Source organism: Nocardia sp. NBC_01377, assembly GCF_045040005.1.
GTDB classification, from domain to species: domain Bacteria; phylum Actinomycetota; class Actinomycetes; order Mycobacteriales; family Mycobacteriaceae; genus Nocardia; species Nocardia noduli.
In genome coordinates, this window is record NZ_CP109566.1 from 8,824,533 (window position 1) to 8,840,860 (window position 16,328).

General features: G+C 67.4%; 11 protein-coding genes, 1 tRNA gene and 1 pseudogene. 8 read left to right on the forward strand and 5 right to left on the reverse strand.

The annotated features are described in order from the left end of the window. Positions 1-27 precede the first annotated feature (27 nt). Both OG225_RS40310 and OG225_RS40315 read left to right on the forward strand, forming a co-directional pair. A pseudogene (locus tag OG225_RS40310) lies at positions 28-2,195 on the forward strand (acyl-CoA dehydrogenase). 515 nt (positions 2,196-2,710) lie between these two features. Further along, positions 2,711-3,493, forward strand: a complete 783-nt coding sequence (locus OG225_RS40315) for a helical backbone metal receptor (protein ID WP_405179832.1) — start codon at positions 2,711-2,713, stop codon at positions 3,491-3,493. On the opposite strand, the gene OG225_RS40320 is transcribed toward OG225_RS40315, so the two are convergent. Continuing rightward, positions 3,478-3,885, reverse strand: a complete 408-nt coding sequence (locus OG225_RS40320; RefSeq protein ID WP_405179833.1) for a DUF3224 domain-containing protein — start codon at positions 3,883-3,885, stop codon at positions 3,478-3,480. The two genes, OG225_RS40315 and OG225_RS40320, sit on opposite strands and share 16 nt — an antisense overlap. Before the next feature lie 49 nt (positions 3,886-3,934). Next, positions 3,935-7,153: a fused isobutyryl-CoA mutase/GTPase IcmF gene (icmF, locus tag OG225_RS40325; protein ID WP_405179834.1), complete on the reverse strand. Its 3,219-nt coding sequence runs from the start codon at positions 7,151-7,153 to the stop codon at positions 3,935-3,937. A gap of 213 nt (positions 7,154-7,366) precedes the next feature. Here icmF and OG225_RS40330 point away from each other — a divergent pair, with 213 nt between their 5' ends. The 5 genes from OG225_RS40330 to OG225_RS40350 are packed head-to-tail and all read left to right on the forward strand — an operon-like array spanning position 7,367 to position 12,777. Beyond that, a complete protein-coding gene (locus OG225_RS40330) occupies positions 7,367-8,899 on the forward strand; it encodes a CoA-acylating methylmalonate-semialdehyde dehydrogenase (protein WP_405179835.1) in 1,533 nt (510 codons plus the stop codon). 2 nt (positions 8,900-8,901) lie between these two features. Further along, positions 8,902-10,041 (forward strand): acyl-CoA dehydrogenase family protein, encoded by a 1,140-nt coding sequence (locus tag OG225_RS40335; protein WP_405179836.1) that lies wholly within the window; start codon positions 8,902-8,904, stop codon positions 10,039-10,041. Continuing rightward, complete coding sequence (locus OG225_RS40340; protein ID WP_405183519.1) at positions 10,038-11,105, forward strand: enoyl-CoA hydratase/isomerase family protein; 1,068 nt, start codon at positions 10,038-10,040, stop codon at positions 11,103-11,105. Before OG225_RS40335 ends, OG225_RS40340 begins: the two co-directional genes overlap by 4 nt. After that, positions 11,105-12,004 carry a 3-hydroxyisobutyrate dehydrogenase gene (gene mmsB, locus OG225_RS40345; RefSeq protein WP_405179837.1) on the forward strand — a complete coding sequence of 300 codons (900 nt, stop codon included), beginning with the start codon at positions 11,105-11,107 and terminating at the stop codon, positions 12,002-12,004. Before OG225_RS40340 ends, mmsB begins: the two co-directional genes overlap by 1 nt. Then, positions 12,001-12,777 carry an enoyl-CoA hydratase gene (locus OG225_RS40350; RefSeq protein WP_405179838.1) on the forward strand — a complete coding sequence of 259 codons (777 nt, stop codon included), beginning with the start codon at positions 12,001-12,003 and terminating at the stop codon, positions 12,775-12,777. Before mmsB ends, OG225_RS40350 begins: the two co-directional genes overlap by 4 nt. A 49-nt stretch (positions 12,778-12,826) precedes the next feature. Here OG225_RS40350 and OG225_RS40355 read toward each other — a convergent pair whose 3' ends face one another. Together OG225_RS40355 and OG225_RS40360 are read right to left on the reverse strand one after the other, a co-directional pair. Continuing rightward, on the reverse strand, positions 12,827-13,882 hold the full coding sequence (locus OG225_RS40355) for a hypothetical protein (protein WP_405179839.1): 1,056 nt from the start codon (positions 13,880-13,882) through the stop codon (positions 12,827-12,829). 127 nt (positions 13,883-14,009) lie between these two features. Next, positions 14,010-14,558 (reverse strand): MarR family winged helix-turn-helix transcriptional regulator, encoded by a 549-nt coding sequence (locus tag OG225_RS40360; protein ID WP_405179840.1) that lies wholly within the window; start codon positions 14,556-14,558, stop codon positions 14,010-14,012. Positions 14,559-14,684: 126 nt separating this feature from the next. Here OG225_RS40360 and OG225_RS40365 point away from each other — a divergent pair. Beyond that, positions 14,685-14,756 (forward strand) — tRNA-Cys (locus OG225_RS40365). 90 nt (positions 14,757-14,846) lie between these two features. Here OG225_RS40365 and OG225_RS40370 read toward each other — a convergent pair. After that, positions 14,847-16,253: a metallophosphoesterase gene (locus tag OG225_RS40370; protein WP_405179841.1), complete on the reverse strand. Its 1,407-nt coding sequence runs from the start codon at positions 16,251-16,253 to the stop codon at positions 14,847-14,849. Positions 16,254-16,328: the final 75 nt, after the last annotated feature.

The following is a 16,328-nucleotide window of genomic DNA, read 5'->3' on the forward strand; positions in this document are numbered from 1 at the left end:
GCTGACGGTATGTCGAGGAGGACACCGATGGGTATCGCACTGACCGACGATCACCGCGAGCTCGCCGCGGTCGCGCGCGCGTTCCTGACCGGCCACAAAGCACGCTGGTCGGCACGGGACCTGCTCGACTCCGCCGAGGAGGGCCGCCCGCCGTTCTGGGCGGAGCTGGCCGGACTCGGCTGGCTCGGTCTGCATATCGACGCCGAATACGGCGGCTCCGGGTTCGGACTGCCGGAACTGGTGGTGGTCGTCGAGGAGTTGGGCCGTGCCGTTCCCCGGGACCGTTCGTTCCGACCGTGATCGCCTCGGCCGTGCTGGCCGCGCGTGGCAGCGAGGAACAGAAGACGCGCCTGCTGCCGGGACTGGCCGACGGATCGGTGACGGCGGCCGTCGGCTTCGGCGGTGAGGTCGGAGTGGACGACGGCGGTCGCGCCGGTGGTTCAGCCGGTGTCGTACTCGGCGCGGGCATGGCCGACATGCTGCTCGTGTTCGCCGGTGACGATGTCGTGCTGGTGGAACGCGAGCGCGAGGGCGTTTCGGTCGAGGTTCCGCCGAATCTGGATCCGACCCGCAGATCCGGTCGGGTCACCCTGCACGATGTCGCGGTCGCGCCGTCCGATGTCCTGCCCGGGGCGCGCTCGACCGCACTCGCACTCGCCAGGACCGTTCTGGCCGCCGAGGCCGTCGGCGGAGCCTCGGACTGTGTCGAGACCGCGGTCGACTACGCCAAGGTACGCAAGCAGTTCGGTCGCACCATCGCGACTTTCCAAGCCGTCAAACATCATTGCGCCAACATGCTGGTTGCCGCCGAGTCTGCGGTGGCCACGGTCTGGGACGCCGCGCGGGCCGCCGGCGAGGACGAGGAGCAGTTCGGGTTGATCGCCGCGGCCGCGGCCACACTCGCCCTGCCCGCCTACGTCCACAACGCCGAACTCGATATCCAGGTGCACGGCGGTATCGGATTCACTTGGGAACACGACGCCCACCTGCATCTTCGCCGTGCGCTCGCCCTGCGGGCCCTGTTCGGCGGCGACGCACCCGCCCGCGATGTCTTCACGATGACCGCGGCGGGTGTCACCAGGGAGAACAGTCTCGACCTGCCCGAGGGGACCGAGGAATTGCGTGCGGCGATCGCCGTCGAAGCGCGGCGCCTCGCGGCGCTGGAGGAGACCGCGCAGCGCGACGAACTGATCGCGACCGGCTACATCATGCCGCACTGGCCCCGGCCGTGGGGACGTGCCGCGAGCGCCGTCGAGCAGCTCGTCATCGAGGAGGAATTCACCCGGGCGGGTGTGCGGCGGCCCGACTACTCGATCACCGGGTGGGTTGTCCTGACCTTGATCCAGCACGGAACACCTTGGCAGATCGAACGATTCGTCGAGAAGGCGCTGCGCCAGGAAGAGGTCTGGTGTCAGTTGTTCTCCGAACCCGATGCCGGATCGGACGCGGCGGCGGTCAAGACCAAGGCCACTCGGGTCGAGGGCGGCTGGCGCATCGACGGGCAGAAGGTCTGGACCAGCGGCGCGCACTACAGCCGTCGCGGGTTGGCGACCGTGCGTACTAATCCGGATGTGCCGAAACACGCGGGCATCACCACCGTGATCATCGATATGGAAGCGCCCGGCGTCGAGGTGCGCCCGCTGCGAATGCTCATCGGCGGCTCGGAATTCAACGAGGTGTTCTTCACCGATGTCTTCGTGCCCGACGAGGATGTCGTCGGCGCGCCCGACACCGGGTGGACGGTCGCGCGCGCGACCCTGGGCAACGAGCGCGTCAGCATCGGCGGCGGATCGGGAGCGGGCGTCTTTCCGGCGGGAACGCTGGTGCCCATGGTCACCCGGTACCGGGACCGCTGTGCCGACGCCGACATCAGGGTCGGTCGATTCCTGGCGGAGGAGCACGCGCTGCGTCTGCTCAACCTGCGCAGGGCCGCCCGCAGTATCGAAGGCGCCGGGCCCGGTCCCGAAGGCAATATCACCAAACTCAAACTGGCCGAACATATCGGCGAGCGAGCGGCGATCATGGCCGCGCTGCTCGGCCCCGATCTCGCGCTGGCCGAGGGACCCGCGGAGCTGGCCGGGCTGATGGTGCTCGGCGCGCGCGGTATGGCGATCGCGGGCGGTACCTCGGAAGTGACGCGCAATCAGATCGCGGAGCGGATCCTCGGTATGCCCCGTGATCCGCTCGTCAGCTGACGTCGCGGGCATGATCCGGCCCCCTGCGTCGGATCATGCCGTCGCACCTTCGGCTCCGCGGCGGAGTGTCGGTAGCGGCTCCGTCGCGGATTCGCTTGTCGCGTAACGATCCTGCCGATTCTGCTCCCACGGAGTCGGTGGCGGATCGTCGCGGCACGCGCGGCCGATAGTGAGCACCCGGCATCGAGGGCGATGGTTCTGCCGGACGAGCTCGGGACGGGACCTTGTCCGGTGGCTACCGGTCTCCCGGCGCCGGGTGCTCCTTCCAGTGTGGTCCCCTCGGGAGCGTGCGGCTACTGCCCGCTCACTGCCACTACGCCGACCTTCGCGCGGTTCGATAACGGCCGTCCGCGCCGCCCGGCGTCACCGCACCCCGGGCGATGTCGTCGGACAGTGACGGATGTGAGCTGGGACAACGGGTGTCGGCGCATCGGCGGTCGGGCAGAATTACGGCGCGGTCGCCTCGCCGACACCCCGTCGCGGCACTCGCGCGGTCCGCGCGGGACCATGGACCTATGAGCACCGTGCGCGTCGAACCGGACGATCTCGGCTTCGAGACCACATTGCCCGCCTCGATCCGGCGGGTGGTGTCGCTGGTGCCGTCGCTCACCGAATCGGTCGCCCATACCTGTCCCGAACTGCTGGTGGCGGCGACCGAATGGTGCACCCACCCCGGCGAACTCGATGTCGAACGGGTGCGCGGCACGAAGAATCCCGATATCCGGCGCATCGTGGAACTCGCGCCGGACCTGGTGCTGTGCAACAAGGAGGAGAATCGGCGCATCGACGTCGATCGTCTGCGGGCCGCCGGGATCGCGGTGTGGGTCACCGACATCGAAACCGTCGATCAGGCCATCGGCTCGCTGACCAGGATGTTCACCTCCGCCCTCGGTATCGAGCGGCCGGGCTGGCTGATCGAGGCCGAATCCGTCTGGGCGGCAACGGCTCCGGAACCCTCGCGCGCGGCCGTGATCCCGATCTGGCGCGACCCGTGGATGGTGGTCGGCCGGGACACGTTCACCGGTGATCTCGCGGCCCGGCTCGGTCTGCGCCTGGTCCACGCGGTTCGCCCCGACCGCTACCCGAGGACCTCCCTCGACGAACTCACCGCCGACGTGACGCTGGCCGTACTGCCCGACGAACCCTACGTCTTCACCGAATCCGATGGCCCCGAGGCATTTCCGGGCATCCCCGTCGCGCTGGTCGCCGGCCGCGATCTGACCTGGTACGGGCCGTCGCTGGTGACCGCGCGCGCCACGCTGCTCGATCGACTGGCCGACGCTCAGGTGAGGTCGTAGTCGAGCCGGAGGCGATGGGTGCCGTCGGCGTCGACGGTGATCTCACCGGTCCCGGTGATACCGGCCAATTCGCCGGTGCCACTGTGCGGAACGATCAGGAAGAACGGATCGCTGCGGTCCCGGCCGGAGGTGGTCGCCGAATGCAGGAAGTTGAAACTGCCCGCGCGGTCGGCGATCACGCCCTCGAACGATTCCATCGCCAGGTAGGTCCCGGTGCCGCTGTCCTGATCGAACGCGGCCGTGAACACGGTGGCCGCCTGCCCGGCGATCTCACCGTCGAAGATCTTGGTCATGGTGGCCACGCCCACCGGCAGCGCGGTGACGACCACGGGTTCGACGACCACCTCGGCGGGGGCGAAGGCGGTCACGGTGAAGGTGCCGGTTGCTTCCATGCGCGCGATGGTAGCGACAGGCACCGACAATCCCGGCCCACCCGGCGTCTCACACATTGCGGCGGTACTGCCCCCCGACCCGGAAGAAGGTATCGGTGACCTGCTGCAACGTGCACACCCGCGCGGCATCCATCAGCACATCGAAGATGTTGTCGTCGGTGCGGGCCACCTCTTCCAGCCGGGCCAGCGCGGCGTGCGCGTCGTCGCGGTGACGTCGCTGGAAATCGCCGACCCGCGCCAGCTGTGACTGCTTCTCGGTCTCGGTGCCGCGCGCGAGTTCCAGCGTGTGATGGGGTTCGCCGTGCGGGTTGCGGAAGGTGTTGACGCCGATGATCGGCAGCGATCCGTCGTGTTTGCGATGTTCGTACCGCATCGACTCGTCCTGGATCTTGCCGCGCTGATAGCCGGTCTCCATCGCCCCGAGGACCCCGCCGCGATCGCTTATCCGCTCGAATTCGACGAGTACCGCCTCCTCGACCAGATCGGTGAGCTCGTCGATGAGAAAGCTGCCCTGCAAGGGATTCTCGTTCATCGCGATACCCCATTCGCGATTGATGATGAGCTGGATGGCCAGCGCCCGGCGCACCGATTCCTCGGTCGGGGTGGTCACCGCCTCGTCGTAGGCGTTGGTGTGCAGGCTGTTGCAGTTGTCGTAGATCGCGATCAGCGCCTGCAACGTGGTGCGGATATCGTTGAAATTCATCTCCTGGGCGTGCAACGATCGGCCCGAGGTCTGAATGTGGTACTTGAGTTTCTGCGAGCGTTCGTCGGCCCCGTAGCGATCGCGCATCGCGACCGCCCAGATCCGCCGCGCCACCCGCCCGATCACCGAGTACTCGGGATCCATGCCGTTGGAGAAGAAGAACGACAGATTGGGCGCGAACTCGTCGATATCCATACCGCGCGCCAGATACGCCTCGACGTAGGTGAATCCGTTGGCGAGGGTGAACGCGAGCTGGCTGATCGGATTCGCGCCCGCTTCGGCGATGTGATAGCCGGAGATGGAGACCGAGTAGAAATTGCGGACGCCGTTGCGCACGAACCATTCCTGGATATCGGCCATCATGCGCAGGCTGAATTCGGTCGAGAAGATGCAGGTGTTCTGGCCCTGATCCTCCTTCAGGATGTCGGCCTGTACGGTGCCGCGCACCGTCGCCAGGGTTCCGGCGCGAATCTCGGCGGCCTCCTCGGTATTCGGCTCGCGACCCTTGTCCGTCGTGAACGCCAGCACCGCCTGATCGATCGCGGTGTTGAGGAAATACGCGAGGATGGTCGGCGCCGGACCGTTGATCGTCATCGAGACCGAGGTGGTCGGCGCGGTCAGGTCGAAACCGTCGTAGAGCGCCTTCATATCGTCGAGCGAGGCGATGGACACGCCCGACGTGCCGACCTTGCCGTAGATATCGGGACGTTCGGCGGGGTCGTGGCCGTAGAGGGTCACCGAATCGAAGGCGGTGGACAGCCTTTTCGCGTCGGAATGTTCGCTGAGCACCTTGAAACGCCGGTTGGTGCGGAACGGGTCACCCTCCCCGGCGAACATGCGCGCCGGATCCTCGTTGTCGCGTTTGAACGGGAAGACACCCGCGGTGAACGGGAAATATCCCGGCAGGTGTTCGGCGCGCAGGAATCGCAGCAGTTCGCCGTGATCGGTGAATCGGGGCAGGGCCACCCGTGGGATCGAATTACCCGACAGGGTTTCGCGCCGCAGCAGAGTATGGATCTCACGGTCGCGTACCCGCACGACCCGTTCCGCACCCGAATACGACCGGGCCAGTGCGGGCCATTCGGCGAGCAGGGCGGCATTGTCGTCGGTCAGTTCGGCACGGGCACCGTCGAGCAGAGCGCCCAGCGCCATATCGTCCGGCAGTTCCGCCGCGACCAGTTCCAGCCGCTGCACGCGTTGGGCCGCCGCCGCCTGTCGTGCCGTCAGGGCGTGGTAATCGCGGACGGTTTCGGCGATCTCGGCCAGATAGCGCACCCGCGCGGGCGGAATGATCTGGGCGAACCGGGTCGACGCGCGCGTCCGCACGCGCGGCAGCACACCCGGTTCCAGCGGTAATCCGAATTCGGCCAGGCGTGCGATCAGATGTTGGTAGAGCGCGGTGACGCCGTCGTCGTTGAAGGTCGCGGCGCTGGTGCCGAAAACCGGCATATCCTCCGGCCCCGCGCCGAAGGCCTCTCGATTGCGGATCAATTGGCGTGACACATCGCGCAGCGCGTCCGCGCCGCCGCGTCGCTCGAATTTGTTGATCGCGACCACGTCCGCGAAATCCAGCATGTCGATCTTCTCCAGCTGCGACGCCGCCCCGAATTCGGGTGTCATCACATACATCGCGAGATCGACGTGGTCGACGATGGCGGCGTCGCCCTGACCGATACCGGGCGTCTCCAAGATCACCAGGTCGTATCCGGCGGCCTTGCACGCGGTCACGATGCCGTCGATATCGCCGGGCAATTCGTGCCCGCCCCTGGTGGCGAGCGACCGGAAGAAGAGGTGGTCGCCGTCGAGCGCGTTCATCCTGATGCGGTCGCCGAGCAGCGCGCCACCGCCGCGCCTGCGGGTCGGGTCGACGGCGAGGATCGCGACGCGCAGTTTGTCCTGCTGGTCCGATCGCAGCCTGCGCACCAATTCGTCGGTGAGCGAGGATTTCCCCGAACCGCCGGTGCCCGTGATGCCGAGGACCGGCACCGGGCGCGCCGCCGCGGCGTCGGCGAGGGCCTGCCGATCGGCGGCGGGCAGGGTGCCCTCCTGGAGACAGGTGATCGCGCGCGCCAGGGCCGCTCGTTCGCCCGCGAGCACGGCGTCGAGCACCGGGGGCGTGACGGCGAGGTCGTAGTCGCAGTCGCGGATCAGCCGGTTGATCATGCCCGGCAGGCCGAGCCGCTGTCCGTCCTCGGGGGAGAAGATGGTGACGCCCGCTTCGGCCAGGCGCGCGATCTCCTCGTCGACGATCACCCCGCCGCCGCCGCCGTAGATCCGGACATGTTCGGCCCCCGCCTTTTTCAGCGCGTCGGCGAGATATTCGAAGTATTCGACGTGGCCGCCCTGGTAGGAGCTGACCGCCACACCCTGCACGTCCTCGGTCAGCACCGCGTCGACGACTTCGCTGACCGCCCGGTTGTGGCCGAGGTGGATCACTTCGGCGCCCTGGGCCTGGAGGATCCTGCGCATGATGTTGATCGCCGCGTCGTGGCCGTCGAAGAGGGCGGCCGAGGTCACGAATCGGATGGGATTGTTCGGCGTGTGCAACGCGCGATCGTCGGCCACGAGAGCCCCTTCAGGGAGTCTGTTCAGATTAAGTTCGATGCCCGATACTAGGACGTCAAACTAATCCTACGGTGATGGCCGTCACAGCGCCACACAACCGCGGGCGGTGGGAAGGATCACATCGCCGCCGTGGCCGTTCATTTACTTGGACATCCAACTATAGGATGACCGCAGATCGCGTGATGCGCGATGTCGACAACGAAGAGGACTGGCATGGTTCGCGAACTCACGCACTTCATCGGTGGACAGCACGTCCCCGGCGCTTCCGGCAAATTCGGCGACGTCTTCGATCCGAATATCGGACAGGTGCAGGCCAGGGTGCCGCTGGCGAGCAAATCCGAGGTCGAGGCGGTTATCGCGAACGCCGAGGCCGCGCAGCCAGGCTGGGCCGCGACCAACCCGCAGAAGCGGGCCAGGGTCATGATGAAATTCCTGGCCCTGGTCCAGGACGAGATGGATTCCCTCGCGGCGCTGCTGTCCTCCGAGCACGGCAAGACCATCGCCGACGCCAAGGGCGACATCCAGCGCGGACTCGAGGTCATCGAATTCGCCGTCGGCATCCCGCACCTGCTCAAGGGCGAGTACACCGAGGGCGCGGGCACCGGCATCGACGTCTACTCGATGCGTCAGCCCCTCGGAGTGGTCGCGGGTATCACCCCGTTCAACTTCCCGGCGATGATCCCGCTGTGGAAGGCGGGCCCCGCGCTGGCCACCGGCAACGCGTTCGTGCTCAAGCCGTCCGAGCGCGATCCCTCGGTGCCGCTTCGCCTGGCCGAACTGTTCCTCGAGGCGGGTCTGCCGCCCGGCGTCTTCAACGTCGTCAACGGTGACAAGGAAGCCGTCGACACCCTGCTGCACGATCCGCGCATCAAGGCGGTCGGCTTCGTCGGCTCCACCCCGATCGCGCAGTACATCTACGAGACCGCGACCGCGAACGGTAAGCGCGCGCAATGCTTCGGCGGCGCGAAGAACCACGCCATCGTCATGCCCGACGCCGACCTCGACGACGTCGCCGACCAGCTGATCGGCGCGGGCTACGGCTCGGCGGGCGAGCGCTGCATGGCCATCTCGGTGGCGGTGCCGGTCGGCGAAGAGACCGCCGATCGCCTGGTCGCCAAGCTGACCGAGCGCGTGCACAAGCTCAATGTCGGGCGGTCCGACGATCTCGGTGCCGACTACGGCCCGCTGGTCGGGCTCGACGGCGTCAACCGGGTCAACAACTACGTCCAGGTCGGCATCGACGAGGGCGCCTCGCTCGTGGTCGACGGACGCGGCCTCACCGTCGAAGGCGGCGAGGACGGTTTCTTCGTCGGCGCGACCCTGTTCGACAATGTCACCCCCGAGATGCGGATCTACCAGGAAGAGATCTTCGGCCCGGTGCTGACGGTCGTGCGCGCCAAGGATTACGAAGAGGGTCTGCGACTGGCCAACGAGCACGAATACGGCAACGGCGTCGCGATCTTCACCCGCGACGGTGACACCGCCCGTGATTTCGCCGCGCGCGTGCAGGTCGGCATGGTCGGCATCAACGTCCCGATCCCGGTCCCGATCGCCTACTACACCTTCGGCGGCTGGAAGCGTTCGGGCTTCGGCGATCTGAACCAGCACGGCCCGGATTCGATCCGCTTCTACACCAAGACAAAGACCGTCACGCAGCGCTGGCCGGAAGGCGAAAGGAAAGCAGTATCCCCGGGGCACTCCGCAAGCTCCGTGCCCAACGCCTTCGTCATTCCCACCATGGATTGACGATGTTCGATCTCGATGAAGACGAGAAGGCGATCCGCGACACCGCGCGCGGATTCGCCGACGAGTTCCTCGCGCCGCGCGCGCTGGAGTGGGACGAGCAGAAACACTTCCCGGTCGACGTGCTGCGCAAGGCGGGCCCACTCGGCCTCGGCGGCATCTACGTGCGCGAGGACGTGGGCGGGTCGGGGCTGCGCAGGCTCGACGCGGTGCGCATCTTCGAACAGCTGGCCACCGGCTGCCCCGCCATCGCGGCCTACATCTCGATCCACAATATGGCGACGTGGATGATCGACAGCTACGGCGACGAGACCCAGCGCCATCACTGGCTGCCGCGCCTGACCTCGATGGAACATCTGGCCAGCTACGCGCTGACCGAACCGGGCGTCGGCTCGGACGCGGCGGCGCTGAGCGCCAAGGCGGTGCGCGACGGCGAGGATTACATCCTCAACGGCTCCAAGCAGTTCATCTCGGGCGCGGGGTCCAACGATGTCTACGTGATGATGGTGCGCACCGGAGACGATGGCGCGCGCGGAATCTCGGCCTTCATCGTCCCGGCCGACACTCCCGGACTCTCGGTGGGGCCGAACGAGCGGAAGATGGGCTGGAATGCCCAGCCGACCCGCCAGGTGATCCTGGAGGACGCCAGGGTGCCCGCCGCCAACCGGCTCGGCGCCGAGGGCGACGGCTTCCGGATCGCCATGAACGGGCTCAACGGTGGCCGCCTGAATATCGCGGCCTGCTCGGTCGGCGGGGCTCAGGCCGCGCTCGACAAGACCGTGCCGTATCTGGCCGCGCGCAACGCGTTCGGCAAAGCGCTGCTGAATAACCAGGCGCTGCAATTCCAACTCGCCGATATGCGTACCGAATTGGAGGCCGCGCGCACCTTGCTCTGGCGCGCGGCGGCAGCACTGGACGCCGATTCCGCCGACAAGGTCGAGATGTGCGCCATGGCGAAACGTTTCGCGACCGACGTCGGATTCGACGTGGCGAACAAGGCCCTGCAATTGCACGGCGGCTACGGCTACCTGGCCGAATACGGCCTGGAGAAGATCGTCAGGGATCTGCGCGTGCACCAGATCCTGGAAGGTACCAACGAGATCATGCGGGTGGTCGTCGCCCGCGCGGTGGTAGGAGCGGCATAGTGACCGAACCCGAAGTTCTGATCGAGAAACGTGACGGGCTCGGCCTGATCACGCTGAACCGGCCCAAGGCCATCAACGCGCTCAATCACGCGATGGCACTGGACATCACACGCGCGCTGCGGGAATGGGCCGCCGACGACGAGGTGCGCACCGTCGTCGTCACCGGAGCCGGTGAGCGCGGTCTGTGCGCGGGCGGCGATATCGTCGCCATCCACGCCGACGCGTCCGGCGGTGGCGCGAACGTCGATTCGCCGACCGGCGTCTTCTGGCGCGACGAGTACATCCTCAACGCGCTCATCGGCCGCTATCCGAAGCCGTACGTCGTCGTCATGGACGGCATCGTGATGGGCGGCGGTGTCGGGCTGTCCGGTCACGGCAGCCATCGCATCGTCACCGAACGGTCCAAGATCGGCATGCCCGAGGTAGGCATCGGTTTCGTTCCCGACGTCGGCGGCACCTACCTGCTCTCGCGCACCCCCGGCGAGATCGGCACCCACGTCGCGCTCACCACCGCGCGCATGGGCGCGGGCGACGCCATCGCGGCCGGATTCGCCGACTACTACGTGACTTCGGACAATATCGCCGCGCTGCTGGAAACCCTGCGGACCGAGTCGGCCGATATCGCGATCGCCAAATTCGCGAGCGACGCACCGGAATCCGCGCTGGTGGCACAGCGGAGCTGGATCGACGCCTGCTACAGCGCCGATTCGGTCGAGGAGATCGTCGCCCGATTGCGGGCCGACGGCACACCCGAGGCCGCACGGGCCGCCGAGGACATCCTCGGCAAATCGCCTGTCGCGCTGAAGGTCGCGTTGCGTTCGCTGCGCAACGCGCGCGGCCTGCCGAATCTGGAGGCGGTGCTGAACGAGGAGTACCGGGTGTCCATCGCGGCACTGGCCTCCCACGACCTGGTCGAAGGAATTCGCGCCCAGGTCATCGACAAGGACCGCGATCCGCGGTGGAATCCGGCCTCCCTGGCCGATGTGTCCACGGCGGCGGTCGACGCCTACTTCGCCGAATTGGGCGTCGGGGAACTGGGTTTGAACATTCCGGAAGGACAGTAGTGACCAAGAAGATCGGCTTCCTCGGCCTCGGGCACATGGGCGGCCCGATGGCCGCCAACCTCGTCACGGCGGGTTACGACGTCGTCGCCTTCGACCCGGTGCCCGCCGCGCAGGACAAGGCGCGCGAGGACGGCGCGACCGTCGTCGCCACCGCCTCGGCCGCCGCGACCGACCGCGACGTGGTCATCACCATGCTGCCCAACGGCAAACTGGTGCTCGACGTCTACGCCGACCTGCTGCCCGCCGCCACCCCTGGCACCCTGTTCATCGACTGCTCGACCATCGATGTCGCCGACGCCAAGGCCGCGGCGGCACTGGCCGTGGGCGCGGGTCACCGCGCCCTGGACGCCCCGGTCTCCGGCGGCGTCGCGGGCGCGGCAGCGGGCACGCTGACCTTCATGGTCGGCGGCGGCGAACAGGATTTCGCCGACGCGGCCGATGTGTTGAACGTCATGGGCGGCAAAGTGGTGCACTGCGGCGGGTCCGGCGTCGGCCAGGCCGCCAAGATCTGCAATAATATGCTGCTCGGCATCTCCATGATCGGCCTGTCCGAGGCATTGGTACTCGGCGAGAAACTGGGCCTGAGCCACCAGTCCTTCTTCGACGTGGTCTCGACCGCCTCGGGCCAGAGTTGGGCCCTGACCAGCTACTGCCCGGTCCCCGGCCCGGTGCCGACCAGCCCCGCCAACAACGACTACCAGCCCGGTTTCGCCACCGCGCTCATGACCAAGGATCTCGGCTTGGCCGCGAACGCCCTGCGCGACAACGGAGTCGACGGTCTGCTCGGTCTGCTCGCCTCCGAGATCTACACCCGGTTCAACCAGGATCGGGCCGGTCTGGACTTCTCCGCTATCGTCACCGATATCCGTAGCCGTTCCGACCAAGAGGATGCCGAGTGACCGATTTCGACACGATTCTGCTGGAACGTAAGGGCCGGGTCGGCTGGATCACGCTGAACCGCCCGAAGGCGCTCAACGCGCTCAACGAGCAGGTTCTCGACGACGTCATCGCCGCGCTCGACGAATTGGAGCGCGACGAGGAGATCGGGGCGGTGGTGATCACCGGCTCCGAGCGGGCCTTCGCCGCAGGCGCCGACATCAAGGAAATGCAGCCCAAGTCGTACATGGACGTGTTCCTGAACGATTTCTTCGCGCGCTGGGACCGGCTGGCGAATTTCCGCAAGCCGACCATCGCCGCCGTCGCCGGTTACGCGCTCGGCGGTGGCTGTGAGCTCGCCATGCTCTGCGACATCCTGATCGCGGCCGACACGGCCAAATTCGGGCAGCCGGAAATCAAACTGGGCGTCATCCCCGGTATCGGCGGTTCGCAGCGGTTGACCCGTGCCATCGGCAAGGCCAAGGCCATGGATCTGGTACTGACCGGCCGGAACATGGACGTCGAGGAAGCCGAGCGAGCGGGTCTGATCTCGCGGATCGTGCCCGCCGCCGAACTGCTCGACACCGCGCTCGAGGTGGCGACCACCATCGCCTCGATGTCCCTTCCGGTCGCCATGATCGCCAAGGAATCGGTCAACCGGTCCTTCGAGACGACCCTCGCCGAGGGCCTGCGCTTCGAACGCCGCGTCTTCCACTCCCTCTTCGCCATCGAGGATCAGAAGGAAGGCATGGCCGCCTTCATCGAGAAGCGTCCCGCGAAGTTCGAGAACCGCTGAGCGGCGGAGCCCGGCCGAAATCCCACGGCCGGGCTCCTACGGCCCGGGATCAGTTGTTGGACAGTTGAGGTCGCGTGCCGAGTTCCACCTGGGTCGGTGCGGTCCCGCCGTCGGGGGAGCGTTCCGAATTATGTTCCAGGGCAAGAAGTCCGGCGATCGTCGCGCCGAGGGCCACGGTTACGGCGACGGCGGCGATGACCTTGCGGCGGGTGACCGGCGGGCGCGGCACGACGATCGCCGCGCCTTTGCGCATCCGCGCCATCCTGACATCGCCGTGGTGGCGTTCGGCGGCGAGCAGTACCGCGCCGCGTGCCGAGACGTATTCCGGTTCGGGGTCGTAGATGATAGGCAGATCGATCAGCGCGGCCAGTTCCGCGCGGACGTCGGGGCTGCGGCTGCACCCGCCGAGCAGGACCAGGCCGTCCGGTTGGACGCCGCTCTCCTCGATGAGCTGGTGGACGAACGAGGCCGAATGGTGGATCCCCGCCGAACACAATTCCACCAGGTCGCTGCGGGTGATGACGGCCCGCCCGCCCGAGATGGCGTCCAGCGCCGTGATCACCCGCGCGCTGCTCAACGCTTCGCGATGTCTGCGGCTGGTGGATCTGTCGGTGAGGACGCCGCCGCGTGCCAGTTGCCAGCGCAACAGCGCGTCGTAGCCGTCGCCGCCCAGGACGGTGCTGTGTTTGCTCGACAGCACCGCGTCGGTCCGGCAGTCGACGTGGGTGAGTGTCAGTCCCGATGCCCCGAGGTCGTAGAGGATGACCGAGCCGCTGTCGGGGAGTTGTCCGGTGAAACGCAGGTAGCGCAGCTGCGCGAGGGGCTCGTCGACGATGGTGAGCGGTTCGTCGCCCGCACCCGCCCGAATGGATTCGGCGTGCAGCGGGCACCGGCAGGTGACCGCGGTACCGCTGACGAGTTCGTCACGCTGATCGGCCGAGCGGCGCATCCGCACGATCGCCTCGAGTACGGGTTCCTCGACACCGCCACCCGCCCGGCGCGCGACGTGGCAGCGTTCGATCGGCGGAAGATGCGGTTGGTCGGAATGCGTCAGCACCGCGCGAGCGCCGCCGGCACCCGCCGACACTCCGAGAACCAGCACCATGGATCCATGGTGAACCTTTTCTCCGCCGCTGCCAAGACAATGGCTCGAGTAATTCGCTCGATGGATGCCGGACTGTCATCGAATGTCCGATTCGACAGGATAAAGAACTGACCGGTCGGATTTGAGTCTAATTCTCCTGGGCAGACCACACCGGCGCGACACCCTCGGTGTCGAAGTCACCGGCGGTGTGCCGGAACTCCGAGAGTAGCTGTAGCAGCAGCTGCACCCGGTCCGGCGGCAGCCCCGGCAGCGCGAACACTCTGGCATTCAGATCCTCGGTGGCGAGCGCGACCAATTCCCGACCGGCATCGGTGATTTCGATCAGAGTGGCGCGCCGATCACTCGGATGTGGCACCCGCACGACCAACTCGGCGGCCTCCAATCGGTCGACCGTATTGGTGACGCTGGTCGGATGCACCTGGAGGCGCGCACTGGCCTTCGCCATCGGAAGCGCACCGGTCTTGCTGAAGCTCAGCAGCATGAGCAGTTCGTACCGCGAGAAGGTCAGACCGGTGGGCTTGAGCGCCTCGTCCACCCGCGCCATGACGATTTGCTGAGCCCGCACCAGCGAGGTGACCGCGGCCATCCCATCGGCGACATCGCCCCACCCGTGGCCGACCCATTGGCGGTGGGCCTCCTCGATCGGGTCCAGCGGGAGCGGGCGTGGCGGAGACATGAACTCGATCATCCCATGCCGGGCGAATCGAGTGGTCGAGGCGGCGAAACGGCGCCGCACGCATTGAAATCAGCGTGAACGCAAGCCTGGTCCTATCGCGACGCGACCGGCATTGTCGTTGACGAGGCGGGCGTGGCTGAGTGGTTGAGGCAACGGTCTGCAAAGCCGTTTACGCGGGTTCAATTCCCGCCGCTCGCTCGATGACAGGCACCGCGTGCGCTGTCGCGGGTCCGGAGAGACGAAGCGCCGTCGTCGATCCGGGCCCGCCCTCGTCCTCGCCGGTATCGGTCAGGAAAGACCGGAGAAATCGCGCAGCACAACGTGATTGCGGTCGCCGGGAACGCCGAGCGTGTAATCGGGGAGCAGGCCGAAGTATTCGCCGCGTGTCAGCGCGCTCCACGCTCGCGCGGCCGGGGTGCGGGTCTTGTAGAAATTCACCGTGTAGCCGCCTTCGTAGACGCGCAGCAGGCAATAGCCGCCGGGGTATTCCTTGACCGCGGCGACTTCGAGGAACTCCACGGCGCAATCCGCGTCGGGACGGGTACGGCGATTGCGGTGGGTGTGGCCCGCGTGATGCAGGAAGACACCGGGCGCTCGCGTGTAGAGCTTTTGTAATTCGGCGCTGTCGGCGGCGTTCAGGACGAAACCGGGTCCGGCGGTATTGGTAAGACCGGATTCCGTGGTGACGGGATGGTGGCCGAAGACCAGCGTCGGCCGGTCGGGATCGGCGCGCAATACCTGCGCCAGCCGGTCGAATTGTGCGGGGTCGATCTGTCCGCCCGCCGCGTCGAGATCGCCGGTGTCCAGCCCGAGCAAGCGCAGACCGCCGATCTCGTGCTCGACCAATTCCTGACGCGCGGTGAAGACTTCGCCCCAGCAGTCGTGATGATCGGCGGGGGCGGGGCGGCAGCCGCGATAGTCGTCGCCCAGGTGGGGGCGGTCGTGATTACCCCGCACCACGAGGTAGTCCTGTCCGAGCGTGCCCCACGAATCCAGTCGGGTGCGCACGGTCCTCGATTCCTCGGGCCTGGCCTCGCTGGTCAGGTCGCCCGCGAGAAGTAGCCGTTGCGCTCCGCGGTCCGGTCGGCGCAGATCATCGAGCAGTGCGTTCAGCATGACCTCGGGATAGGGCGGCTGCCCGGGGCCCTGGCGGAAACCGGGAGGAAAGTCTCCGATGACGAGGCCGCTGACCGTCTCGCCGTAGTGCACGTCGTTCGCCAGGGCGAGGGTGCGCAGCAGACGGCCGGGGGGAGGGACCAGGGTGGTGAACTCACCGGTGATCTCCGACGAACCCGGCGCGAGCGTGGTCAGGTTCAGTGCGGGAGTCGCGCGATTGCCGTCCGACCAGGCCTCGAACCGGTAGCGCCGTCCCGGCTCCAGGCCGTGGATCTCGGCGTAGTGGAACGGTGTCGACTCCGATTCCGCGTACCGCACGGCCGGGGTCTGCGCCGCGTCCGCGGGCCCGATCCTGACCTCACCGCCTGCCGCGACGGGCGCCAATCGGCCGTCGGTACCGGGGGTGACGGTCGTCCACGTCATGATCACGGAGTCGCCGGTGACCGTCACCACTTCGAGATCGGTCGCGATCACCGGATTCGCTTGGGCGCGAGCCGAACCCGTGCGCGCCAACGGTATCAGCGCGGCCAGTCCGAGAATGCCGAGCGCGGTCCGGCGCGACGGTCCGCAGCAGGTCATGCGGCCGAGATTACCGGCCGTATCCGGGGTCGGGCCGGTCCGAGTGCCGCCGACCTTCCGCTCGCGCGACGCGGC